The sequence below is a fragment of the Nonomuraea sp. NPDC051191 genome (genome assembly GCF_044455665.1).
GTDB lineage: Bacteria > Actinomycetota > Actinomycetes > Streptosporangiales > Streptosporangiaceae > Nonomuraea.
The window spans coordinates 298256-321110 of sequence record NZ_JBITEZ010000011.1; the positions used below are offsets into that span (position 1 = coordinate 298256).

At 71.9% G+C, this 22855-nt stretch carries 24 protein-coding genes; 16 read left to right on the plus strand and 8 right to left on the minus strand.

What is annotated here, in order from left to right:
- Positions 1-132: 132 nt before the first annotated feature.
- On the minus strand, positions 133-1257 hold the full coding sequence (locus ACIA8R_RS31365; RefSeq protein WP_364092858.1) for a hypothetical protein: 1125 nt from the start codon (positions 1255-1257) through the stop codon (positions 133-135).
- A 119-nt stretch (positions 1258-1376) separates the two neighbouring features.
- Between ACIA8R_RS31365 and ACIA8R_RS31370 the strand changes: the two genes are divergently transcribed.
- The 6 genes from ACIA8R_RS31370 (at position 1377) to ACIA8R_RS31395 (ending at position 6682) form a co-directional block, all read left to right on the plus strand.
- Entirely contained in the window at positions 1377-2366 is a 990-nt protein-coding gene (locus tag ACIA8R_RS31370; RefSeq protein WP_357709152.1) for a helix-turn-helix transcriptional regulator, read from the plus strand.
- Between the two features lie 99 nt (positions 2367-2465).
- On the plus strand, positions 2466-2735 hold the full coding sequence (locus ACIA8R_RS31375; protein WP_397041662.1) for a hypothetical protein: 270 nt from the start codon (positions 2466-2468) through the stop codon (positions 2733-2735).
- Positions 2732-3565 (plus strand): patatin-like phospholipase family protein, encoded by an 834-nt coding sequence (locus ACIA8R_RS31380; protein ID WP_397041663.1) that lies wholly within the window; start codon positions 2732-2734, stop codon positions 3563-3565. The genes ACIA8R_RS31375 and ACIA8R_RS31380 overlap by 4 nt, the downstream gene beginning before the upstream one ends.
- Positions 3566-3642: 77 nt before the next feature.
- Positions 3643-4914, plus strand: coding sequence for an MFS transporter (locus ACIA8R_RS31385; RefSeq protein ID WP_397041664.1), 1272 nt, complete (start codon positions 3643-3645; stop codon positions 4912-4914).
- A 53-nt stretch (positions 4915-4967) separates the two neighbouring features.
- Positions 4968-5489 carry an RNA polymerase sigma factor gene (locus ACIA8R_RS31390; protein ID WP_397041665.1) on the plus strand — a complete coding sequence of 174 codons (522 nt, stop codon included), beginning with the start codon at positions 4968-4970 and terminating at the stop codon, positions 5487-5489.
- Positions 5486-6682: a hypothetical protein gene (locus tag ACIA8R_RS31395; RefSeq protein ID WP_397041666.1), complete on the plus strand. Its 1197-nt coding sequence runs from the start codon at positions 5486-5488 to the stop codon at positions 6680-6682. Before ACIA8R_RS31390 ends, ACIA8R_RS31395 begins: the two co-directional genes overlap by 4 nt.
- A gap of 32 nt (positions 6683-6714) precedes the next feature.
- Here ACIA8R_RS31395 and ACIA8R_RS31400 read toward each other — a convergent pair whose 3' ends face one another.
- Entirely contained in the window at positions 6715-7470 is a 756-nt protein-coding gene (locus ACIA8R_RS31400) for an NAD(P)H-binding protein (protein ID WP_364092848.1), read from the minus strand.
- Positions 7471-7646: 176 nt separating this feature from the next.
- On the opposite strand from ACIA8R_RS31400, the gene ACIA8R_RS31405 reads away from it, so the two are divergent.
- Positions 7647-8582: an RNA polymerase sigma-70 factor gene (locus tag ACIA8R_RS31405; RefSeq protein WP_397041667.1), complete on the plus strand. Its 936-nt coding sequence runs from the start codon at positions 7647-7649 to the stop codon at positions 8580-8582.
- 48 nt (positions 8583-8630) lie between these two features.
- Here ACIA8R_RS31405 and ACIA8R_RS31410 read toward each other — a convergent pair whose 3' ends face one another.
- Complete coding sequence (locus ACIA8R_RS31410) at positions 8631-9845, minus strand: acyltransferase family protein (RefSeq protein WP_397041668.1); 1215 nt, start codon at positions 9843-9845, stop codon at positions 8631-8633.
- Positions 9846-10089: 244 nt separating this feature from the next.
- Between ACIA8R_RS31410 and ACIA8R_RS31415 the strand changes: the two genes are divergently transcribed.
- Positions 10090-10236, plus strand: a complete 147-nt coding sequence (locus ACIA8R_RS31415; protein ID WP_364092842.1) for a hypothetical protein — start codon at positions 10090-10092, stop codon at positions 10234-10236.
- 7 nt (positions 10237-10243) lie between these two features.
- On the opposite strand, the gene ACIA8R_RS31420 is transcribed toward ACIA8R_RS31415, so the two are convergent.
- Genes ACIA8R_RS31420 through ACIA8R_RS31430 form a run of 3 tightly spaced genes read right to left on the minus strand, consistent with a single transcriptional unit; the run spans position 10244 to position 12899 of the window.
- Complete coding sequence (locus ACIA8R_RS31420) at positions 10244-11008, minus strand: IclR family transcriptional regulator (protein ID WP_357709122.1); 765 nt, start codon at positions 11006-11008, stop codon at positions 10244-10246.
- The gene (locus tag ACIA8R_RS31425; protein ID WP_397041669.1) at positions 11005-11862 is read right to left on the minus strand and encodes a sugar phosphate isomerase/epimerase family protein; all 858 of its coding nucleotides are present in this window, start codon (positions 11860-11862) and stop codon (positions 11005-11007) included. Before ACIA8R_RS31425 ends, ACIA8R_RS31420 begins: the two co-directional genes overlap by 4 nt.
- Positions 11859-12899 (minus strand): alcohol dehydrogenase catalytic domain-containing protein, encoded by a 1041-nt coding sequence (locus ACIA8R_RS31430; protein ID WP_397041670.1) that lies wholly within the window; start codon positions 12897-12899, stop codon positions 11859-11861. Before ACIA8R_RS31430 ends, ACIA8R_RS31425 begins: the two co-directional genes overlap by 4 nt.
- A gap of 393 nt (positions 12900-13292) precedes the next feature.
- Between ACIA8R_RS31430 and ACIA8R_RS31435 the strand changes: the two genes are divergently transcribed.
- The 6 genes from ACIA8R_RS31435 to ACIA8R_RS31460 all read left to right on the plus strand — a co-directional run bounded on the left by ACIA8R_RS31435 (position 13293) and on the right by ACIA8R_RS31460 (position 19495).
- A complete protein-coding gene (locus ACIA8R_RS31435; RefSeq protein WP_397041671.1) occupies positions 13293-14666 on the plus strand; it encodes an ABC transporter substrate-binding protein in 1374 nt (457 codons plus the stop codon).
- A 55-nt stretch (positions 14667-14721) separates the two neighbouring features.
- Positions 14722-15645, plus strand: coding sequence for a 3-keto-5-aminohexanoate cleavage protein (locus ACIA8R_RS31440; RefSeq protein ID WP_397041672.1), 924 nt, complete (start codon positions 14722-14724; stop codon positions 15643-15645).
- Between the two features lie 172 nt (positions 15646-15817).
- Positions 15818-16660, plus strand: coding sequence for a sugar ABC transporter permease (locus ACIA8R_RS31445; protein WP_364092832.1), 843 nt, complete (start codon positions 15818-15820; stop codon positions 16658-16660).
- A gap of 4 nt (positions 16661-16664) precedes the next feature.
- The gene (locus tag ACIA8R_RS31450; RefSeq protein WP_357709104.1) at positions 16665-17495 is read left to right on the plus strand and encodes a carbohydrate ABC transporter permease; all 831 of its coding nucleotides are present in this window, start codon (positions 16665-16667) and stop codon (positions 17493-17495) included.
- A gap of 52 nt (positions 17496-17547) precedes the next feature.
- Entirely contained in the window at positions 17548-18606 is a 1059-nt protein-coding gene (locus ACIA8R_RS31455; RefSeq protein WP_364092830.1) for a Gfo/Idh/MocA family oxidoreductase, read from the plus strand.
- Between the two features lie 31 nt (positions 18607-18637).
- A complete protein-coding gene (locus ACIA8R_RS31460) occupies positions 18638-19495 on the plus strand; it encodes a fumarylacetoacetate hydrolase family protein (protein ID WP_397041673.1) in 858 nt (285 codons plus the stop codon).
- On the opposite strand, the gene ACIA8R_RS31465 is transcribed toward ACIA8R_RS31460, so the two are convergent.
- Both ACIA8R_RS31465 and ACIA8R_RS31470 read right to left on the minus strand, forming a co-directional pair.
- A complete protein-coding gene (locus ACIA8R_RS31465) occupies positions 19414-19680 on the minus strand; it encodes a cytochrome P450 (RefSeq protein ID WP_397041674.1) in 267 nt (88 codons plus the stop codon). The two genes, ACIA8R_RS31460 and ACIA8R_RS31465, sit on opposite strands and share 82 nt — an antisense overlap.
- A gap of 247 nt (positions 19681-19927) precedes the next feature.
- Positions 19928-20176 carry a heavy metal-associated domain-containing protein gene (locus ACIA8R_RS31470; RefSeq protein WP_357709091.1) on the minus strand — a complete coding sequence of 83 codons (249 nt, stop codon included), beginning with the start codon at positions 20174-20176 and terminating at the stop codon, positions 19928-19930.
- A gap of 149 nt (positions 20177-20325) precedes the next feature.
- Here ACIA8R_RS31470 and ACIA8R_RS31475 point away from each other — a divergent pair, with 149 nt between their 5' ends.
- Complete coding sequence (locus ACIA8R_RS31475) at positions 20326-21276, plus strand: helix-turn-helix transcriptional regulator (RefSeq protein ID WP_357709089.1); 951 nt, start codon at positions 20326-20328, stop codon at positions 21274-21276.
- 235 nt (positions 21277-21511) lie between these two features.
- A complete protein-coding gene (locus ACIA8R_RS31480) occupies positions 21512-22756 on the plus strand; it encodes a cytochrome P450 (RefSeq protein WP_364092824.1) in 1245 nt (414 codons plus the stop codon).
- Positions 22757-22855: the final 99 nt, after the last annotated feature.

A 22855-nucleotide genomic window follows, 5' to 3' on the forward strand; every position in this document is an offset into this window, starting at 1 on the left:
TCAATCTATACAAAACCACCACAACACCCACAACTCTACGAAATTATCACCCCCCCCCCCCCCCCCCAAACCGCCCCCCCCCCCCCCCCCCCCCCCCCCCCCCCCCCGCCCCCCCCCCCCGCGGCGGCGGGGTTACGCCTCTTCGGACACGCCCAGGTACATCACGTTCGGGTGCGCCGGGTTGAAGGCGATGGAGGTGACCCGGTCGTACGGGTTGTGGTTGATGGTGACGCGGTTCTTACGGGTCTCGTACTTGTAGATGTCGGTGCCGATCCCGGACCAGCCGGTGCCGAAGTCGAAGTAGAGGACGTCGGCGTCCTTCGGGTGCGGGGCGAGCAGGGGCCCGTTGGGAATGGTCACCGTGGCGCTCTGGTCCACGACGGAGGTGAAGTTCCTGCCTCCGTCGTCGGAGCGGTAGATGTGCCGGCCGTCCGACGGCGCGCCGCCCTCCGTCTCCGCCATGTCGAGCCCCATCGCCCAGACGACGTTCCCGGCGGCCGGGGAGATCGCGGCGCTGAACACGTTGACCCGGCCGCCGGGCTCGGTCAGCCCCTCGGCCGAGGTCCAGGTGCGGCCGCCGTCGAAGGTGACGCGGGCGCCGAGGTCCGAGGCGCCCAGCACCACGTGGTCCAGGTCGCGCGGGTCGAACACCGCCGTGTAGGACATGCGGGTATTGCTCGGCGTCCAGGCCGGCACCCCGACGGGCTGCCACGTGCGCCCGCCGTCCAGCGACTCGCGCAGCTGGCCTTCGAGGTCGGACGTCCGCAGGCGGTCGCCGTTGCCCCGGTCCACGCCGAGCCCGATCAGGTCGCCGCCGGGCGCGGTGAGCGGCGTGACGCCCTCGGGCGTGGCGAGCGCGACGTTGCCGTCGCGGTCCCAGGCGTAGGCCCGGCCGCCGCGGGCCGCGACCAGCTCGATGTACCAGCCCTTCATCTCGCCGGCCACGTTCCAGGTGCAGCCCGCGTCCTTCGAGGCCAGCAGCTGCCTGTTGGACATGGCCAGCAACTGGTTCGGGTTGTCGAGCGCGACGAGTCCCGTGGTGTAGACGATCGGCCCCAGCACCTTGCTGGTGGACGCGATCTTCTTGCCGTCGTTCCACGCGTACGTCACGGAACCGTCACCGGCGACCGTCTGGCAGGACGGCCGGCTCCAGCCCGCGCCGTCGAAGCCATCGCCTGAGTTGCTCGCCATGGCCGGCGCGGCGGCCGACAGGACCGTCAGCGCGGTCGCGATTCCGATGGTGAACGCCTTCTTCAACACTGCCTCCCCGACAGGAATGTCTTAGATGTCCGGTTCTATCGGTGAACACGGCACTCAGGCCAGCCCTGACGGAGGCAGGTTCAGGCCATGGCAGGTATCTGACACACTCTTTGATCATGAACGCGCACGACAACGCCCTCGCGGCCGTCGGGGTGGACGCCGAGGACGAGCTGATCTACCGAGCCCTGCTGCACCGGCCGCGCGCCACGCTGCCCGAGCTGGCCGCGCACACCGGCCGCACCACGGTGGCCCTGCGCCGCGCGTGCTCGCGGCTCGAAGCGCTCGGCCTGGTCAGCCGCATGGCGGGCCGCCCGGTCCGGTACGTGCCGACCAGGCCGGACGTGGCCGTCGCCGCCCTCATCTCCCGCCGCGAGGAGGGGCTGGCCCAGGCCAGGCTGGCCGCGCTCGCGCTGCTGGCCGAGACGCCGCGCACGGAGAACCTGGCCCCCGAGGAACTGGTCGAGGTGGTGCAGGGGCAGGCGGCCGTGGTGCAGCGGTTCACCCAGTTGCAGCAGACCGCGACCGAGGAGCTCCTGGTGCTCGACCGGCCGCCGTACGCGCAGGACCCGTCCCAGCAGAACGCGCCCGAGATGGAACGTCTCGCGCACGGCGTCCTGGTACGCGGTATCTACGACGCCTCGGCCCTGGAGATCCCCGGCAAGCTGCGGCTGGCCCAGGAGTCGGCGGCGGCCGGCGAGCAGGCCAGGGTCAGCCCCGAGGTGCCCATGAAGCTGGCCATCGCCGACCGGCGGACCGCCATCCTGCCGCTGAGCACCCACGCGTCCGCCCACTCCGACAGCGCGGTCATCGTGCACTCCTCGTCGCTGCTCGACGCGCTGGTCACCCTGTTCGAGGTGCTGTGGCGGTCGGCGCTGCCGCTGCCGCTCTTCGACGCGCACTCCCGCCCGGTCGACCTGCCGGACCCCGAGCTGTTCGCGCTGCTCGCGGCCGGGCTCAAGGACGAGGCCGTCGCGCGCCAGTTGGGGGTGAGCCTGCGCACCGTGCACCGCCGGGTCAGCGAGCTGATGGACCGGCTCGGCGCCCGTACCCGCTTCCAGGCCGGCCTGCTCGCGGCGCGCCGCGGCTGGTGGGACGCGGACGCCTGACCCCGCGCAAGTCCACTTGCGGCTGACCGGTTCGGACGGACAGGAAGCTCGGGTGCCAAGAGGCGGCACGACACCGTCGAGAGGAACGTCCCGTTCTCGGTGGTGGAACTGGACGGCGGCACGCTGGTCGGCACCGCGACGCTGTGGGGCATCGACACCCACCACCGGTCCGCGCACATCGGGCCGGGGCCGCTGCCGCGCAACGGCTTCGTCCGCGAGGGGGTGCTGCGCTCCTCCAACTGGGCTCGGGCTCCTCGTCCGGGAGTGGAAGCCGGCCGCGCAGAGCTGGGCGGCGTCCCGGACAGGCCGCTCATGTCGGCGGCCCGGTCCATGACCGGGCGTCCCGATGGGCGTAGCATCGCAACATGATCTTCACTGCGGGAGAGGCCGACGTCGCCGTCGTCCTGGGTCCGGGCGGCCCTGTGGGCACCGCCTGGCTCCTCGGCCTGGCGGCGGGCCTGCGCGAGGCGGGCGTGGAGCTGTCGGAGGCCGATCTGCTCGTCGGCACCTCGGCGGGCGCGATCGCCGGAGCCGCCCTGGCCGTCGGGCGCGACCTGGACGAGCTCGCCGAGCTGCCACCCGCGCCGCCGGAAGGCCGGATCGGGGACCCGACCGTGATGCCGCGCGTCCTTCGGATGCTCAACACGCCCGGCGCCGACCCGCACGAGGCGCTGCGCCAGGTCGGCGAGCTCGCCCTGCGGGCGGACGCGCTGCCTGAGGAACGGCATGTGGCCGCCATGGAACGGCTCGTGGGCACCACCACCTGGCCCGACCGCCCGCTGCTGATCACCGCCGTGGACGCCGGGAGCGGCGAGCACATGGTCTGGACCCGCGACAGCGGCGTGCCGCTGCACCTCGCCGTCGCCGCCAGCAGCGCCGCGCCCGGCCACGCCGCCCCCGTCACCATCGGCGCGCACCGGTACATGGACGGCGCGCTGGGCGGCGGGTCCAACGTCCACCTCGCCGACGGCGCGGGCACGACGGTCCTGGTCGAACCGCTCGGTCACATGTTCCCGGGTCCCCGGATCGAGGCGGGGGTGCGGATCGTGCCGGACGAGGCGGCGCTGGAGGCGTTCGGGCCGGACGTCGGTGACCGGAGCCGGTGGGGTCAGGTGTACGAGTCCGGGCTCCGCCAGTCCGCCGGCCTCGCCGACCGGATCAGGCCGTACCTGGCGGGAGGCCGTTCCGGCCCGGTCTGAGCGCGCGGCCGACCGTCTCAAGTCCTAGGACCATCGCCCGATCCGCCGTCCGCGGGCCGAAGGTCACACTGTGACGCGTGCTCGTCTCCCCACCGCGCGATCGCGCCGTACGTCTCTTCCTCGTGGGCATGTTCGTCGACGCCCTCGGCAACGGCCTGTACGTGCCGCTGACCCTGCTGTTCATCCAGCGGGTCACCGGCCTGCCCATGCCCGTGGTCGGTCTGGGCATGACGCTGGCGGCCACGGTCGCGCTGGCCGCGAACCCGGTCGCCGGGGTGCTCATCGACCGGTTCGGCACCCGTACGGTGCTGGTGGGCACGTACGTGGTCCGCGCGCTGGGCTTCGCGCTCTACCCGCTCGTGGACGGCTTCGGCCCGCTGGTCGCGGTCGCCGCCGTCATCGCGGCCGCCGACCGCGCGTACTACCCGGCCGCGAGCAGCCACGTGGCCGTGCTCGCCAGGGGCGAGGGCAGGGACCGGCTGTACGCGATGCAGGCCACGGCCCGCAACGTCGCCTTCGGGCTGGGCGGTCTGCTGTCCGCGGCCGCCGTGTCGCTGGCCGGTCAGACCGGTTTCGCGCTGATCGCGGGGCTCAACGCGGTCAGCTTCGCGACGGCCGCCGCCTGCCTGCTGTTGCCCCGCCGCACCGAGAATCCGCGCGGGACGGGCGCGCTGGAACCCGGCAAGCCGCGCGAACGGGGCGGCTACCGGCGGGTGCTGGCCGATCGGCCGTTCATGGGGCTGGTGACGGCCGAGGGGGCGTTCACGCTGACGCACCTGCTGCTGCCGGTGGGCATGCCGCTGTACGTCGTCCCGGTGCTCGGCGCCTCGCCCGCCCTGCTGGGCCTTCTCTACACCGTCAACACGCTGCTCGTCGCCGCGGGGCAGCTTCCCGTACGCCGGTGGCAGCGGCGCGCCCGGCGTACGCACGCGATGGCGCTGGCCGGAGCCGTGTTCGTGCTGGCCTGCGGCCTGTACGCCGCGACGGCGCTGCTGCCCGCCGGCCCGCCGCGGATCGGCGGCCTGCTGGCCGCCATCCTTGTCTTCACCCTCGCCGAACTCCTGCACACCGCCCCGGCCGCCACACTGGCCGCCGGGACGGCCCCTCCGGCGCTGCGCGGCCGCTACCTGGCGGTCCACCAGATGACCTGGTCGGTGGGCCAGGTCGTGGCGCCGGTCGCGTTCTCGGCCCTCGCCGGCGCGGCCCCGCCGCTGATGTGGGCCGCGCCGGCCGCCCTGCTGGCCGTGGCCTGCGCGGGGCTGCCGCGGCTGTCGCTCCGCCTGCCCGCGGAGGCCGTGGCGGCCCCCGTCGCGGCGGGGAGCGGCCGCGCGCACGGCCCGGCGGCGTGAAAACGGCCCCGGCGCCGAAGCAGCGGATCGCGGCAGGCGCGCGTTCCTGAGTCATGAACGCTGAGATTGTCGCTCGCGCGTCCCCGCCGGTCACCGCCGGCGACGCGGTGGTGACCGGCCTGTATCGCGAGCATCGGCTCGCCCTCGTACGCCTGGCCGTGCTGCTCGTCGGCGATCGGGAGAGCGCGGAGGACATCGTCCAGGACGTCTTCTCCCGGTTGCACGGGAAGAGTCCTGACGTCCTCACACTGTCGTACGTGCGCGTCTGCGTGCTGAACGCCTCGCGCTCGCTCCTGCGCAGGCGTGCCGTCGCCGCCAGGGCGCTGGTGCGGCGGCGGGACGAACCGGTGGACTCGGCGGAGACCATCGCACTCCTGGGCGAGTCGCGGCAGGAGATGCTGACGGCGCTCGGCCGGTTGCCCCGGCGGCAGCGCGAGGTTCTCGTCCTGCGTTACTACCTCGACCTGTCCGACGCCGACATCGCCCAGGCCACGCGCCTGCGGCAGAGCACGGTACGGTCCACCGCTTCCAGGGCTCTGGAGCGGCTTGAGCGCGAGCTGGGAGGCGGAGCATGACCACGATCGAGGATCGGCTCAGGGACGCGCTGGCGGCCAGGGCCGGGACGGTCGGCGACGACGGGCGGCCCCGGGTCGTGCCGTCGCCGCGCCGGGCGAGGGTCGCCGCGCGGTGGTGGTGGACGCCGGTGGCGGTGGCCGCCGCGACCGCCGCCGTGGTGGGCGTCACCGTCCTGGGAACCCGGACGATCGGCTCCGCGCCGCCCTCCCCCGCGGCCCGGCCGACGCCGTACTCCGGCCGCCTGTCGCCGCCGGTCGGGCAGGTGTGGCCGGGGGCGGTGCACGAGATCCCGGCGACGGGCCCCGGCGGCCGGGTCTTCAAGCCGGACGCCTTCGTCACCGACCGCGTGCTGGTGGGCCGGACGCTCACGGCGAACCGGCTCGACGGCATCTGGTCGTACGAGCTCGACAAGCGGCTGTTCACCCAGGTCGCGCCGCTGACGGACCTCGGGGTGGCGAACGACGCGGTGGTCGTCGGCGACGGGTACGTCGCGTGGTCGTCGTACCGGGACGGCAAGTCGGAGATCTGGGCGGTTCCCGTCACCGGGGGCGTCCCGCGGGCGATCGCGACGCTGACGGCCGTGATGTCCAGCGACAACGCCTACTCCGGGATCAAGAAGCTGGCCATCGCCGGCGGTATGGCCGTGTGGTCGCCCCCCGACGGCGGCGTCTACCGGGTGCCGCTCAAGGGCGGGAACGTCTCCCTGATCCCGGGGACGAAGGGCTTCTACCTGGTCGAATGGCCCTGGGCCGGCTGGCCGGCGCACGACACGACCGTCGACTATCCCATCACCCGTCCCTTTCAGCAGTTGAAGGACGTGCTGACCGGCAGGTCCAGGAACGCGGTCGCGCAGAAGGGACGCTCGTCGTGGAGCGACTGCGGCCCGACGTGGTGCTTCAACGGGACCGCAGCCTGGCAGCGCGACGGAACGCACCGCCGCGACCTGCCCGGCACGGCCAGGGGAACCCTCCTGTCCGGCCGATTCGTCCTGCTCGACCAGAGGGACCCCGGCGGCGGGCAGAGCCTGGCCGTGCACGACGTCGCCACGAAGCGCACGGGCCTGCTCTTCCCCGTGCCGACGCGCAGGGGCGACAAGGCGCCGCCCACCTTGTACACCCACGAGGGAGTGATCTGGTACCGGACCGGCAAGGGCACCCAGGTGGTGATCGACCTGAAGGCCGCCGGACGATGAGCGAGGGCCGGGGCGGCCGCCCCGGCCCTCGCTCAGGGTCGGGCGTCGAGCCATTCCTGGAAGGTGGGCCCGGCCAGCACGGCGTGCGGGCCGGGCAGGAACGCCCCCTCGGCGGCGAGCGCGGCGTCGGGCATGCCCGAGCCGTCCACACCCACGACCTGGACGCCCCGGCGGGCGCCGAGCAGTGCGGCCGCCTCCGCCAGGATCTCCTTCCGGGGGCCGGCGATCTCGGGGACCGGCGTCCCCGGAACGGCTTCGCCGAGGGCCAGGTCGGCCAGTTCCTCGGCGACGGTACGGCAGGCCACGAGCTGGGAGGGCAGCGCCGGGACGTGGGCGACGTCGCCCTGCCGCCAGTCCAGGAGCTGCCCGACGAACTCGTGGAACTGCGCGGCCCGCAGGACCCGCACGGGCAGCGGGCCGGACCGGAGCAGTTCCTCGTGCGCCTTCTTGGCGGCGAGGAACCCGGCGGTGGCCCGGTCGACGCCGATGATCGAGGCGACGGCGATCCGGGCGACCCCGGCCTTACGACCGTGGTCGTGCAGGTTGCGGGCCGACGTGCGGAAGAACTCCGTCGCGGCCCGCTGCTCGGAGGCGTGCCACGAGGCGACGTCAATGACGATCTCGGCCCCGGTGAGCGCCTCGGCCAGTCCCTCCCCGGTGATGACGTCCACGCCGGTGGCCCGGGACATCGGCACGACCCGGTGTCCCCGTTCGGTGAGGACGTCGACGACGTGGCGTCCCAGGCGGCCGGTCGCTCCGGCCACCGCGACAGTGGTGGTGTTGTGCATGTCGGACTTCCTTATCCGTGGTGTGGCGTCGTGACGCGCAAGAGATCCCGGCGGCCCGTCCCTTGTGACAGGAGCGCCCGTGTGACATAGACCACCGCCCGCCGATGTCACGCGGCGGCGGGGCCCGGGATCGTATGACCATGGCCCGGTCACCAGCGAACAGGCAGGAACCACCGATGAGCGGACGGACCGAACGACCGACGTCCCCGGCGGACGACGGTCGCCTGGACGCGGCCACCGAGGCGTTCGTCGCCCACCGCAACCTACTCTTCACCCTCGTCTACGAGATCCTCGGCTCGGCCACCGACGCCGAGGACGTCCTGCAGGAGACGTGGCTGCTGTGGGCGGGCGTCGACCTCGGGACGGTCCTGGACCGGCGCGCGTACCTGATCAGGATCGCCACCAGGCAGGCGCTGAAGCGGCTGCGCACGCTGGGCCGGCGCAGAGAGTCCTACGTCGGGCCGTGGCTGCCCGAGCCGCTGCTGACCGCGCCCGACGTGGCCGACGACGTCGAACTGGCCGACAGCGTCTCGATGGCCATGCTGCTGGTGCTGGAGACGCTCGGGCCGACCGAGCGGGCGGTGTTCGTGCTGCGGGAGGTGTTCGTCCTGGACTACGACGAGATCGCCGGGGCGGTCGGCAAGAGCCCGGCCACCGTGCGCCAGATCGCCCACCGGGCGCGCGCGCACGTCGCCGCGCGCCGGCCGCGCGGCACCGCGTCCCCGGCAGAGACGCGGGCCGCGCTGGAGGCTTTCCAGCGGGCGGTCGAGACCGGCGAGTTGCAGGGCCTGCTCGACATCCTCGCGCCGGACGTCGTCGCCCTGAGCGACGGCGGCGGTGTCCGGCACGCCCTGCTGCGGCCGCTCGTGGGGGCCGGCAACGTCGCCCGCCTGCTGGCCGTCGGCTGGTGGAGGCGCGAGGGGGCGCGAGGGGGCAGGTCGGTGGAGATGGTGCAGATCAACGGCGGGCCGGGGCTGCTCGTCCGGATCGGCGGCGACGTCGACGGAGTGGTGGCGGTGCGCATGGAGAACGGCTACGTGACCGGCGCCTACCACGTGCGCAATCCGGAGAAGCTCTCGCGGATCGGGCAGGAGACCGCCGTGAGCCGCTGACCGACGGGCGCTCCGACGTACTCCGAGGCGCTCCGAGGCGCTTCGAGGTCAGGAAGGGTCGGTCCGGTGGATCAGGCGCCTGCCCAGCCGTTGCGCGGGCATCTCCACCCATCGCCAGGTCAGCGCGCACAGGCCGAGCAGCGCCGCGCACACCGCGGCCAGGAGCGCCAGGCGCGCCGGCAGCGGCACGTCCGACGGCTCGGGCAGGAAGAACTCGACGCTCTCCAGCAGCAGCGGGTGCAGCAGGTAGATCGAGTACGACACCAGGCCCAGCCAGGTGAGCCACGAGGGCATCGTCCGGTGGCGCAGGGCCGTCCCGGCGGCGAAGGTCAGCCAGGCCGCCACGATCGCCACCTGCACGCCGGGTTCGTCACGCGCCGGCCACAACCCCGCCAGCGGTATCAGCGCCACCCACACGAGGTGACCGCGACCGAGCTCCCCGGTCTCCACCCGGTGGAGCGCGGTGCCGGCGAACATGGTCGCCAGGATGAACAGTCCCTGCCACGGCCCGGGGTAGCTCTGGTTGACCGCCAGCAGCAGCAGGATGGTGCCCGCGACGGCCACGGCGCCCGCCTGCCGTACGCGCCTGCCGCCGCGCAGCATCGCGGCCAGCCCGGCGGCCACCACGGCGGTCACCACGACCACCACCGTGAGCATCCGGCTCGCGCCGCCGGCCGACAGGAGCGTCACCGGCAGCAGCCCCGCGCCGAGCACGGCGGCCGCCGCGAACGCCAGCGCGGTCGCGGTGCTGCGCCGGTGCACCCCGAGGGTGAACATCGCCGTCAGCAGCAGGTAGAAGGCCATCTCGTACGACAGCGTCCACAGCACGTTGGCCACGTTCGGCACGTACAGCAGGTTCTGGAGCATGCCGGCGTGACCCAGGGCCATGGTCGCCGGGCGGGTGTCCCACCAGATGTGCAGGTCGTCCCAGCCGAGCGCCGCCAGCAGCAGCATCCCGGCCACGCACACGGTGAACAGCGGCCACAGCCGGAAGAACCGCGAGATCCAGAAGGCCCGCACGCTGCCCAGGCGTTCCAGGGACGCGGGCACGATGTAGCCGCTGACCAGGAAGAACACCAGCACGCCGTACCAGCCGGGATCGAAGACGGCCTTGACCGACGTTCGCGCCTCCGGCCACAGCGGTTCGAGCGCGTGCTCGAAGACCACCACCATCGCGGCCAGTCCGCGTAACGCGTCCAGCCAGGCCAGCCGCCTGGCACGCGGCGAGACCGGCTCCACGACCGAGGGGGAAGCAGGAAGCATCCGGACATCGTAGTGAGAAATATCGTTTACAGCCTTCCAGGCTGCGGTTCCCGCGATGCCGGCGGCCGTGTCCTAGGATCAGGCGCTGATGAACCACCTGCCCGCGCCTTGCGACGTCGGGCCTCGGCAACTACGTCGTCGCCGACCACGCGACGGACCGGCTCATCGGGACGTTGATGCTCGCCCGCCGCTCCCCCGAGGACGGAGGGGAACTGGAGCTGGGCCACGTCCTGCGGCGCGGCGCATGGGGAGCGGGTTCGCCTTCGAGGCCGCGACGGCCGTGCTGCGCGCCGCGGCCGGCGAACTCCCCGACCAGCCTGTCGTGCTCGTGACCCGGACCGCGAACGCCCGGTCCCTGCACCTCGCCGCTCTGTCCGCGTTCCGTGCCTGACCAGGTGTCACAAGCCCGACATGGACGCCGCCAGGTACTGCCCGAGCTGCGGGATGCGCGCGTCGGACAGGCGGCTGGACGGGCCGGAGATGCCGGCCGCGCCGATCAGGGAGCCGCGGATCCGCACCGGCACCGCGACGCACCTGACGCCGTCGAAGGTCTCGTCCCTGTCGACCGCGTAGCGGACCTCGCGCGACTCCTCCACCCGGCGCCGCAACTCGATGGGCCCCTTGGCGGCGTTCTCCGTGCCGCCCGCGTAGGACAGGCGGGCCAGGTGCGTGTCGAGGGCCTCGGGATCGAGGGCCGACAGGTAGGCCTTCCCCAGCGCCGAGCAGTGCATCGGCCGGATCGTCCCTAACTGCTCGGAGACGGCCACGACGTGCCGGGTGGGGAAGAACGCGAGATAGACCATCGTGTCCTTGGCCGGCACCGCGAGGATCGTGGCGTCGCCGCACTCGTCGCGGATCGAGGCGAGGACGGGGTCGATGATCTGGCTCCAGTCGGTCTCCGGCGCCTGGATGAGGCCGTAGAACTTGGCCGGGACGATCGTGTAGCGCTTCGTCGCCTCGTTGCGGGCCACGTAGCCCGTGGCGACCAGCTCCGCGAGCAGCCGCAGGGCGGTGCTGCGGTTGACGTCCAGCTCGCGGGCGAGCTCGGCGGCGGTGAGCGGTTCGGTGGAGAGAAGCTCCAGCGCGCGCAGCGCGCGCTGGATGGGAGAGGCGGTGCGGCCGTCGGAGGGTTCGTTCGCACCGGGGCTCTGGTTCGTGGTCATGACAAGGATTGTCCGCCGTTCAGGCCGAAGAGGTGATCAACTGCTTCGCGGTTCGTCCTGAAGGACTTCTCGGCCTGGTCCTCCCAGCCGAAGACCTGCACGGTGAGGATGCCGTCGAACCCGACCGCCTCCAGTGCCGTGCGGACCTCGGCCCAGTCGATCTCGCCGCGGCCGAGGTCGAAGTGCTGGTGGATGCGGCACGAGACGCCGGGCGGGTTGACGATGGTGCGACCGGGCCGGAAGGTGTCGGCGACGTGGACGTGGTCGAACCAGCCGCGGGCGTACTCGACCTGCTCGGTGACGCCGCCCTGGAGGTGGTAGGCGTGGGGCACGCAGTGCAGGTAGCGCAGCCGCGGGCTGTCGATCTCCTTGATCAGGTCGACGGCCCCGGCGGTCGTCTCGATGAAGTCCCAGGGATGCGGCTCGACGACGAGCTCGACGTCCTCGCGTTCGAGCACGGGCAGGAGGTCGTCGATCGAGCGCAGGAACGCCTCCCGGCAGGCGTCTGGCTGGTCGGGGCGGCCGGACAGCTCGGTGTTGACGCGCCGGCAGCCGAGCTCCACGGCGGCGGCGATGCCGTCCCGCCACCACGCGACGGCCTGCTTGCGGACGTCCTCGTCGGGGCTGGACCACGCCTGGATCACGGCGACCGAGGCGATCTCGACGCCTGAGCCGTCCGCCGCGTCGCGGAAGCCGCGCAGCTCGGCCGGCGAGGCGTGCATGGGGCCGAACGCCGGGATGAAGTCGTCCCGGTTGCCCATCTCCAGGTAGCGGTAGCCGGCCTCGGCGGTGGCGCGGGCGGCGTGCTCGACCGGTTTCCCCTGGAGCATCGCCGGGTCCAGAGCGATCTTCATGCCACTTCATCCTTCCAAACGCTGTCAGGGACGATGACCGCCTTGCCGGGGACCCGCTGGGCGCGAAGCGCGTCGAGCGCGTCGTTCACCGCGGAGAGCCGCCAGCGGGCGGTCGGGGGAAGTCGGAGTTTCCCGTCGGCGGCCAGCGCGAGGATCGATTCCAGGTCCTCGCGACGGCCCGACCGGATGCCGCGGATGTCGGCCTCCTTGCGCGCGACGACCGCGAAGTCCACGTCCGGGACGCGAGCGTACCCGGCGAGCAGGTACGTGCCGTGCGGGTCGAGCGCGTCCAGGCCCGGCGCCAGGACGGCGGGCGCCCCCGTGCAGTCGATGACGACGTCGACGGGCGCGGCGGCCGCCTCGACCGAGGCGACGACGTCGTGCCCGACGGCCCGCAGCGCGCGGCGGCGTACCGGGTTGGGCTCGACCGCCTGGACGGGCACGCCGTGCACGCGCAGCAACTCGGCGCACAGGTGACCGATGGGCCCCGCCCCGAGGACGAGCACGCGGCGCGGACGGCGTTCCAGGGCGACCCGGACGCTGTTGGCGGCGGTCGCCCCGCCGTCGACCAGCGAGGCGGCGTCCTCCCACGACAGCGGCGGCGGCACCTCGACGAGCTGACCCGCCCGTACGCGCAGGTAGTCGGCGTAGCCGCCCCAGGCGCCGAGCACGCCGGTGATCGACACCAGCTCCGGGCACAGCCGCTCGTCGCCGGCCCGGCACGCCGCGCACGAGCCCTCGCCGGTGAACAGGGTGATGACGGCCCGGCGGCCCATCCACTGCCGCGCTCCGGCTCCGGCGTCCACGACGACCCCGGCCGGCTCGTGGCCGAGCACGAAGGGCGTCTCGGGCCGGTAGGAGTGCCCGGCCAGGACGTGCAGGTCGGTGCCGCAGATGCCGCAGGCGTGCACACGCAGGACGACGTGGTCGTCGGCCTCGGGCACCGGACGCGGCACGCGGGTGACTTCGAGCCGTTCGCTCGGGATCGAGGGGGCCACGGCGGCCTGCATGGTGTCCGTGGCTGACGTTGCTCCCACTGGTCGCCTTCTTCCGGGGGGCAGGTTCGGTGTGCACACAGCATCCACAAGTGTTGCGGCAGATGCAACCCCCTAACGCCGCACGCAACACATGACTTGCCGGGAAAGGGTGGAAATTTCACAAGAAACACCCCGATCACAGGGGTTGACATGCCCTGATTGTCCGCCATAGCGTCGGGCACCACTAACGTCCCTTGGTGCAACACAGTTCGTCTGACGCAACACCTCGCTACTGATCACAGCGAGAGGTCGAGCCCCCCACGGCCGCCCGCAAGTGCTCTTCGTCGCCGACCTTGTGGATGAGACTTCAGGACGCGAGGAGTCACCGCCATCGAAATCCCTCCGACATCCCCCTTTTGCGGAGGCTTCATGGCTCATTTCAAGGAGGACAGGATGCTCCGACACCATCGCTCCGCACGAGCTCTGACCGCTGTCGCCACCGCCGCCGCCATCGGCGCCACAGGTTGCGCGGGCTCCTCGATCACCACGAAGCCGGCCGCCGCGCCGACCGACGTGGGCACGTCGTGCGCCAAGTACGGCACCGTCAAGCTGACCGTCGGCATGTCCGAGGCGGGCGAGGCCATCGCCAACGGATTCAAGGAGCAGGTGAAGTCCTTCCAGGCGGCCAACAAGAACGTCACCGTCGACCTGCAGATCAAGGACTGGGCCTCCTCGGCCAGCACCATCAAGCTGGTGATGTCCGGCAACAACCCGCCCGACGTCATGCAGGGCAACTCCGGCTGGGCCATCAACGGCGCCCTGTGGAAGGCGGGCCTGCTGCTGAACCTGGACCCGTACGCCAAGGCGTTCGGGTGGACCGAGAAGTTCCCCGAGTCCGCGCTGACGGTCAACCGGTTCACCGCCGACGGCAAGGCGCTGGGCGAGGGCAACCTGGTCGCCGTGCCGCCGGCCATCCAGTACGTCGGCGTGTTCTACAACAAGGCCGTCCTGAGCAAGCTGGGCATCGACCCCGCCACCCTCGACGACAAGGCGGCCTTCGTCCAGGCGCTGGACAAGGCCAAGGCGGCCGGTGTCACCCCCGTCATGCTCGGCGACTCGGAGAAGTGGCCGGCGCTGCACAACCTGTCGCTGTTCAACGGCTGGTACGTGGCCCCGGACACGATCAACAACTGGGTCTACAACAAGCCCGGCAGCACCTATGACGACGACGGCCACCTGAAGGGCTCGACCGACTTCCGCTCCTGGATGGAGAAGGGCTACTTCAACTCCGACGCGCTGGCGACCAGCTTCACCGACGCCACCAACCGCTTCGGCAAGGGACAGTCCGCCTTCTTCGTCACCGGCTCCTGGGCCCTCGGCGACGTCGGCAAGGCCCTGGGCGACGACGCCGGCTTCATGCTCTTCCCCGCCGGCGACAGCGGCAAGCACGCGGCCGTCGGCGGCTACAGCCTCCCCTTCAGCATCTCCGCCAAGACCAAGTACCCCGACTGCGCGGCGGCGTTCATCGACTACGTGACCGCCGGCGACGAGGCCGTCGCGGCGCAGATCGCGGCCGGCCGCCCCTCCGCGACCAAGGCGGGCGTCAACGCCAAGATCGACGACCCGCTGCTCAAGCAGATGGTCACCGCCTACGAGCGGCTGTCGTCGGAGAACGGCCTGTTCACGTGGGAGGACTGGCCCACGCCGACGATGCTGACGTTCCAGGGCGCCGAGGCGCAGCGGCTGCTGTCGGGCGAGGTCACGCCCAAGCAGTTCAACGAGTCGGTCCAGAAGAACTGGGCCGACTACATGAAGACCCGTTCCTGATCCGCGGGGCGGCGCACGAGGCGCCTGCCCCGACCCCATGCGAGAAAGGCCATTCGTGGACAAGGTAGTCATCACCGTAACCGTCGACTGTTCCATGTCGTATCCCGGCTTCAAGGGCATGCCGCGGATCGACGACGTGCCCGCCGTCGCCGCCGAGTACGTACGGGCGATCGACTCCGGCGCGTCGCTCGTCCACCACCACGGCGTGCACTACCTGGAGGACTCGATCCAGGAAGACGGCCGCCAGCTCTCCCGCACCGACTTCGACGGCTGGGCCGACCTCACCGACCGCATCCGCGCCGAGCGCGACTCGATCATCCAGTTCGGCATCGCCAGCGCCCGGCTGGAGGAGAAGGTCGCGCTGATGAAGCTGCGCCCGGACATGATGTCCTACGCCTTCAACGTGCACGACGAGTACTTCCGGCCCGACCCCGCCTACCCGGCCAACGAGCAGTACGCCATCCACACCCGCCCCGAGCTGGAGGCCTTCTGCAAGGCGGCCAAGGAGCACGGCGTCAAGCCCGAGGTCGAGTCCTTCTACACCGGCGCGTTCTGGAACCTGGAGTTCATCCGCGACCAGGGCCTGCTCGACGACCCGGTCTGGACGACCCTGTTCCTGGGCTGGCCCGGCGGCGCGTGGACGCCTCCCACCGAGGACTCCCTGCTGTACCTGGTCAGGCACCTGCCGCCCCGGGTCAACTGGAACGTCAGCGTGATGAACCCGAAGATGCAGTGGCGCCTGCTGGCCATGGCCATGAGCCTGGGCGGTCACGTGCGGGTCGGCTGGGAGGACAACCCGTACCTGCCGGACGGGTCGCCGTCGCGCTCCAACGCCGAGCTCGTGGACGAGATCGTCAAGATCGCGCACCTCATGGGCCGCGAGGTGGCGAGCCCCGAGGAGGCCCGCGAGATCATCGGCCTGCCCGCCGCGCCGGGCGTGGCCCGGCCGGAGGCCGCGGCCGCCGGCCAGAGCGCCTAGGAATCCGTCAGGACACGCCGGCGGGTGCGGTGCGGGGGACCGCACCGCACCGGTCGCGCCACGTAGGGAAGTTGATCGCACCATGGCCGTCACGGTCACCACAGACGCCGGCCCGGCGACGCCGGCCGGCAGGCGCCCCCGCCGGGGAGTCCGGCGGGGCGAGGTCCGCGGGATGCCGTACCTGCTCATCCTGCCCGGATTCATCTTCTACGCGCTGTTCGTCCTCGTCCCCATCGCCGACACGGTCCGCCTGTCGTTCCTCGAATGGGACGGGCTCTCCCCGCAGACGTGGGTCGGGCTCGACAACTACCTCCAGGTGCTGACCGATCCGAACACCTGGACCTCGTTGCGGGTCTCGCTCGTCTTCGTCGTCTTCGGCTGCGTGCTGCCGGTGACGCTCGCCCTGCTGCTCGTGGGCATCATCGCGCGGACCAGGATCCGCGGGCTGAGCTTCTTCCGGTTCGTGTTCTTCCTGCCGTACACGATCGCCCTGGCGGTCGTCGCGATCGCCTGGCGCTGGCTCTACTCGCTGGACGGCTCGCTCAACGCGATCATCGAGGCCGTCCTCGGCCCCGACCTGGTGCGGCCGTTCCTCGGCGACGCCGGTCTGGCGCTGCCCGCCCTGGGCGTCGTGGCGCTGTGGGCGACGTTCGGCTTCGTCGTGGTCATGCTGCTGTCCGGCACCCAGCACATCCCCAAGGAGCTGTACGAGGCCGCGCGCATCGACGGCGCCGGACCGGTGCGCGAGTTCTTCACCGTGACCCTGCCGGGCATCCGCCACGAGCTGCGCGTGTCGCTGGTGATGACCCTCACCTTGTCCCTGCGCATCTTCGACCTGCCCCTGATGGCGACGCAGGGCGGCCCCGGCTACGCCACCACCACGCCGTCGCTGATGATGTACCGCGACGTCTTCGTCAACGGGCAGATCGGGCCGGGAGCGGCCATCGCCGTGCTCCTCACCCTGGTCATCTTCATCGGCGTCGGCCTGGTCAACCGGCTCGTCAGATCGGAATAACACGATGATCTCACGCCGCAGCAACACCATGTCGTACGTGGTCCTGCTCCTGTTCGCGGCCTTCGCGATCTATCCCTTCATCTCCACGACGCTCGTCGCCTTCAACCCGCCGGACGCGTCCGTGAGCGGGCTGGCCTGGCCGAGCCAGTGGTCGCTGGACAGCTTCGTCAGCGCCTGGGAGAACCCGGACGCGGGCATCGGACGCTCGCTGCTCAACAGCGTCCTGCTGTCCGGGGTGGTGGTGAGCGTGTCGGTCTTCTTCTCGATCCTGACCGGCTACGCGTTCGGGACGATGCGGTTCCGCGGCTCGTCGCTGCTGTTCCCGCTGTTCGTCCTCGGGCTGATCGTGCCGTACGAGGCGACCGTCATCCCGCTCTACTACCAGTTCCGGGCCTTCGACCTCATCGACACCTACTGGTCGATGATGCTGCCGTGCATCGGCGGCTCGATGGCCTTCGGCACGTACTGGATGACGTCGTTCTTCAAGTCCTTCCCCCGCGAGCTGCTGGAGGCGGCGCGGACGGACGGGTCGAACCGGTGGCAGACGCTGTGGCGGGTGGTCGTGCCCACGGCCAGTTCGCCGATCTTCGCCCTGGCCACCATCCTGTTCATCTGGACCTGGAACAACCTGCTGCTCGCGGTCGTGATGATCTCTCAGCCGGAGCTGCGGATGGTGCCCGCCGCGCTCAACTTCTTCGTCGGGCTGCAGTACGGCAGCAACTACCAGATCACCTGCGCGGCCGCGATCATGGTCGCGCTGCCGGTGATGATCGTCTACTACCTCCTCCAGCGCCGGTACGGCGCCGACGTGCTCGCCGGTTCGCTCAAGGGCTGAGGCCCGGCGCCCACCAACCATCCATTCGTCACATCCTGTACAGGAGAATCACATGTCAGTGTCGAAGCCGGGGATCGGCATCGCGGGTCTCGGGCTGATCTCGAAGACGCACGCGGCGGCCTACAAGCGCATGTCCGACGTGGTCGACCTCGTGGCCGGCTGCGACGTCGACCCCGAGGCGGCGGCGGCCTTCACCGGCGAGTTCGGCGCCCAGACCCATGCGAACCTCCAGGACCTGATCGACGACCCGCGGGTCGACGTGGTGGACCTGATCCTGCCGCACCACCTGCACTACGACGCCGCGATGGCGGTGCTGGACGCCGGCAAGCACCTGATCCTGGAGAAGCCGGTCGCGCCGACATACGAGCAGTCGGTGGCCATCCAGCGCCGGGCGGCCGAGGCCGGCGTGCACTTCATGGTCGCCGAGAACAGCCGCTACATCGCCGCCTACCAGGCCGTGCACCGGCTGGTGCGCGAGGGCGCCATCGGCGAGGTCATCCACGCCAGGACGTACCTGCGCTCCAACGAGAAGGCCCACCTGTCGATGCCGGGCTACTGGCGGACCCAGTACAAGCTCGGCGGCGGCCTGGTCATGGACACCGGCGCCCACTCCTTCTACCTGCTCAAGTGGCTGCTCGGCGAGTTCGAGGAGCTGACCGGCGTCTCCAGGAAGGTGTTCCCGCTCGACAACGAGATCGAGGACACCGCCGAGGTGTACGGCCGCATGCGCAGCGGCGCCCACTTCTCCTGCGGCTTCACCTCCGTGTCGGAGGTCCCCCACAGCGAGCGCCTTGAGCTGTACGGCACCGAGGGCGGCATCCTGGTGGACCAGATGTCCGACCCGGTGGTCAAGATCTTCCGCGGCCAGCACGACTACCGCGGCGAGGCCGTCGCCGACGTCCCCTTCGGCCCCGACGCCTGGCACCCCGGGGGCTGGCACTACGAGTCCGTGATCACCGAGGTCACCGACTACGTGCGCTCCCTGGTGGAGGGACGCCCTCCGCTGATCGACTCCGGCGACACCGTGTACGCCATGCGCGTCGTCGAGGCCGCCTACGAATCCATCCAGTCCGGGAAGACCGTCACCGTCCCGGCCGGCGCGCAGCTCTGATCCACCCCGACACCGGAAGCTGGACTTCTCCATGAGACTCATGCGGATCGGCGCCGCGGGCGCCGAACGTCCGATCGTCGCGATCGACGACGAGACCTACGTCGACGTCTCCGACGTGGTCACCGACTTCGACGGCTCCTTCTTCGCCGGCGGCCTGGACGCGCTGGCCGCGACCGTCGCCGACCGGGTGGCCGCGGGCGCGGTCGCCCGCTTCGCCGGTGAGCGTGTCGGCGCGCCGATCGCCCGTCCCCACCAGATCCTGTGCGTCGGCCTCAACTACGCCGACCACGCCGCCGAGTCGGGCGCGGAACCGCCGGCCGAGCCGATCATCTTCACCAAGGCGCCGAACACGCTGGTCGGCCCCGACGACGACGTGCACATCCCGCGCGGGTCCTCGGCCACCGACTGGGAGGTGGAGCTCGGCGTCGTGATCGGCGCCCGGGCCCACCACCTGCAGAGCGACGACGAGGCGCGCGCCGCGATCGCGGGGTACGTGCTCGTCAACGACGTCAGCGAGCGCGACTTCCAGCTGCGCCACGGCGGCCAGTGGGTCAAGGGCAAGTCGGCCCCGACGTTCAACCCGTGCGGGCCCTGGCTGGTCACCCCGGACGAGCTGGGTGAGGTGAACGGCCTGGGCATGTGGCTCGACGTCAACGGGCAGCGCCGCCAGACCGGCTCGACCGCCGACATGCTGTTCGACCCGGTCTTCGTCGTCCGCTACCTGAGCCGGTTCATGGCACTCGAACCCGGCGACCTGATCAACACCGGCACGCCCGCGGGCGTCGGCATGGGCTTCGACCCGCCGGTCTACCTGCGGCCGGGCGACCGGATGGAGCTCGGCATCGACGGCCTGGGCCGCCAGACCCAGTCCGTCGTCGCCGCCCCCTGACCGGAGGGCCAGGCCAGGTGGTTGCCCAGGCAGAAGTGCGGGCCGTGGCTGAAGGCCAGGTGCGGGCGGGCCGAGCCGCCCGGCGCGTAACGGCGCACGTCGAAGCGTTCCGGGTCGGGGAAGGCCGCCGGGTCGTGGTTGGCCGTGTGCGAGTTCGGCAGCACGACGGTGCCGGCGCGCAGCACCGCCCCGGCACCAGCTCGGTGAAGGCCGCCAGGCGCGCCTCCGCGCCGGCCGCCGACGCCCCCAGGAACGCCTCGGACCACTGCTTGAAACGTTCGTGGTCGGTGCCGGGCAGGCCGATCACCGTGCAGCTGAGGCGGGCCGACAGCGGTGAGGCGTAGTCGGCGACCAGGTCGGGCGAGCCGCGTCGCCGGTCTCGCCCGATCACCCTGTCCGCCGCGTTTCCGTGGGGTCAAGAGGCCGGCCGATCTAGGAACGCCAGTCCGGCAGCCGGTCGGACTCGCAACCGGCGTCCTCGATCGCCGCCACGATGAAGCTCTCCTCGACCGGCCCCTCGGTGAGCACGCTCACCCGGCCGGACTCCAGGCTCACGTCCACGCCCACCACCCCCGGGATCAGGGCCAGCTCCCGCTTCACCGCCTCCACGCACTTGACGCAGCTTCCGCTGTTCAGGTCGGGGATGCCGTACGTGACGAGACTGTGGACAAGCGTGATCATAAGGTCCTCCGAAGTGCGGTACAGGGGTTGGGTATGGGGTCTGTTTCACCACGCCGTACCCTTTTCTGAGCTTGCCGTACGGCGGGCCACGACGACAGCGGATACGGCTTCCGCTTCCCGCCATGGCGGAAAGCGGACAGGAGAGGGATGTGAGCGAGGAGGCCACCGCCAGGCGGGTGTACACACGCATGCGCCGGCACCGGGAGTCGTTCGGCGAAGCCGCCACCGGGCTGGGGCTGCGCGGAACCGAGCTCCAGCGCGCACGGGAGCGGCTGACCAGGCTGGGCCTGCTCAACCCCGGCGCCGAGATCGCCGTCGACGCGATGGCCGCGCTCAGCCGCATGCTGGTGGGCGGCGAGGAGCTGCTCGGGATGCTCGCCGAGCAGCGGGCGGCGTCCAAGGAGCTCACCGAGCACTACCTGCGGCTGGACGGCGACCCCCAGGACGCCCATGTCGAGTTCTTCCCCCGGTCGCAGGTGGAGCTCCTGCGCGAGAGGCTGCGGGCGGCGACGGCGCGGGCGCGCGAGGAGATCATGGGCATGCACATGCCGCACGCCTGGGAGCCGGACCGGCTGAGGGCCTCCCGCGCCGAGGACGTGGGCGCGGTGGCGCGCGGGGTGCGGGTGCGCATCATGCACGCCCAGAGCCAGCTGGCCCAGCCTGCCCTGCGTGACCACGTCCAGGGCATGCTGGAGGGCGGCGTCGAGGTACGTACCATGCCGTTCGTCCCGGTACGGCTGATCATGCTGGACCGGGAGCTGGCCGTGGTCGAGGTGACGCCCGGCGACCTCATGGCGGGCGCGATGATCATCGAGGGCCGCGGACTGGTCGCCTCCTACGCCGCGCTGTTCGACTACTGCTGGATGACGGCCTCCGAACCGGGCGAGGTGCCCAGGGCGGCCGACGGCGAGGACCTGGGCGAGCAGCAGCGCGCCGTGCTGCGCCTGCTGGCCACGGGCGCCAAGGACGACGCCATCGCCCGCGCCCTGGGCGTCTCGAACCGTACGGTGACCAGGGTCGTGGGGGAACTGACCGCCCAGCTCGGCGCCGACAGCCGCTTCCAGGCGGGCGTCCGCGCCGCCAAGCTCGGCTGGATCTGAGCCCGGCCCCCTCACCACGACAGGCCCGGCACCTCGGTGACATTGGTGCTGAATGATCACGCTGATCACACTGATCACTTGACCCCCAGCGGGCGGCGGCACGCCTTGTATGCTGCCGCTGTTCCTGGTTTTGTGGCGCCGAGCCGCTGAGGCCGTGCGACACCGTTCTCCTGGCGGGGCGCACCTGCGCCGCCTGCGTGTACACCCGATTCACGGATGGCATGGAGCAGGTGGGATGACGACGGTTGGGGAACCGGATCAGGTGGTGCCCGACGAGGCGCGGCCGTGGCCGCGCGGCGCGGCGCGGCACTACCGGCGTGACCCGCTGGGGTTCGTGGAACAGGCGGCTCGCGCGCGCGGACCGGTGTTCCGCCTGCCCGACGACGGGTCGCTGTGCGTGGCCGACCCCGTGGAGGCCCTGCGGATCCTGCACGACGAGGCGGGCGACTACGACGAGGTGTCCGGGTTCTTCCATGTCGGCGGCGGGCTGCTGGGGCCGCGGGCGACGCAGGCGGCGATCGGCCGGGCGGCCCGTACGACGTTGCGCGCCCATGTGGCCGCCCATCGCGAGCGGCTGCCCGCCGTCGTGGCGGAGCTGGGCGAGGTCAGCCAGTGGCCCTCGGCCGGACGGGACGCCGTGCACCGGTTCCTGGCCGGCGCCCTGCTGCGGCCGGACAGCCCGCCCGCCCTGCGGGAGCTGATGGCGCACGTCGTGCGGCGCGAGGTGCTGATCCGCCCCAGCGGCCGGCTGGCGCGGGTGTCGCGGCGCGCCCTGTGGGCCCGCGTGGTGCGGACGATCGCCGCCGAGGTCCGCCACCGGCGACCCCGATCACGACCCGGGACCCTCTTGGACGCCACCCCACCCGACCCCGCCCTCCCGGACGCCTCCCCGCCCGGCCCCGGCGACCTGCTGGACGCCGTCATCGGCGCCACCCCGCCCGAGACGCCCGCCGAGCACGTCGCGCAGGTGTACCTGCTGCTGTTCCGCACCTCGATCGCGCCGGTGGGCCACGTGGTGGCCTGGGCGCTGCTGTCGGCGGCGGCCGACGACGTCGACCTGGCCGCCGTGCCCGCCGGGTCGGCCGTACGCGAGTCGCTGCGGCTCTGGCCGGTGGCCTGGCTGCTCGGCCGCCCGGTACGCCGGGCCCACCAGGTCGGCGGTGTGCCGCTGGAGCCGGGCGAGAGCGTGTCCGTCTGCCCCTACCTGCTGCACCGCGACGAACGGCACTGGCCCCAGGCCGCCGCGTTCCGGCCGGAGCGCTGGGACGGCTCCGAGCCGCGCGGCCCCTACCTGCCCTTCGGCGGCGGCCCGTTCACCTGCGCCGGGGCGGCCGTCGCCCAGACGCTGGCCACCGACCTGCTCGCCGCCCTCACCGACGGCGCCCGCCTGGAGGTGCGTGCCGGCCCCGGGCGTCCCCACGTCGAGGGCATCATCACGCCCCCGCCCTTCCTGGTGCGCCGCACGGCACGCCGGACCTGACCACCACCGGTTCATCGGTTCGTCGGTTCGTCGAGGAGGGAGGTGATTCACCATGAGGAAGCTGCTGCGCCGCGTCACCGGCCGCCGGGTCAACCGGCA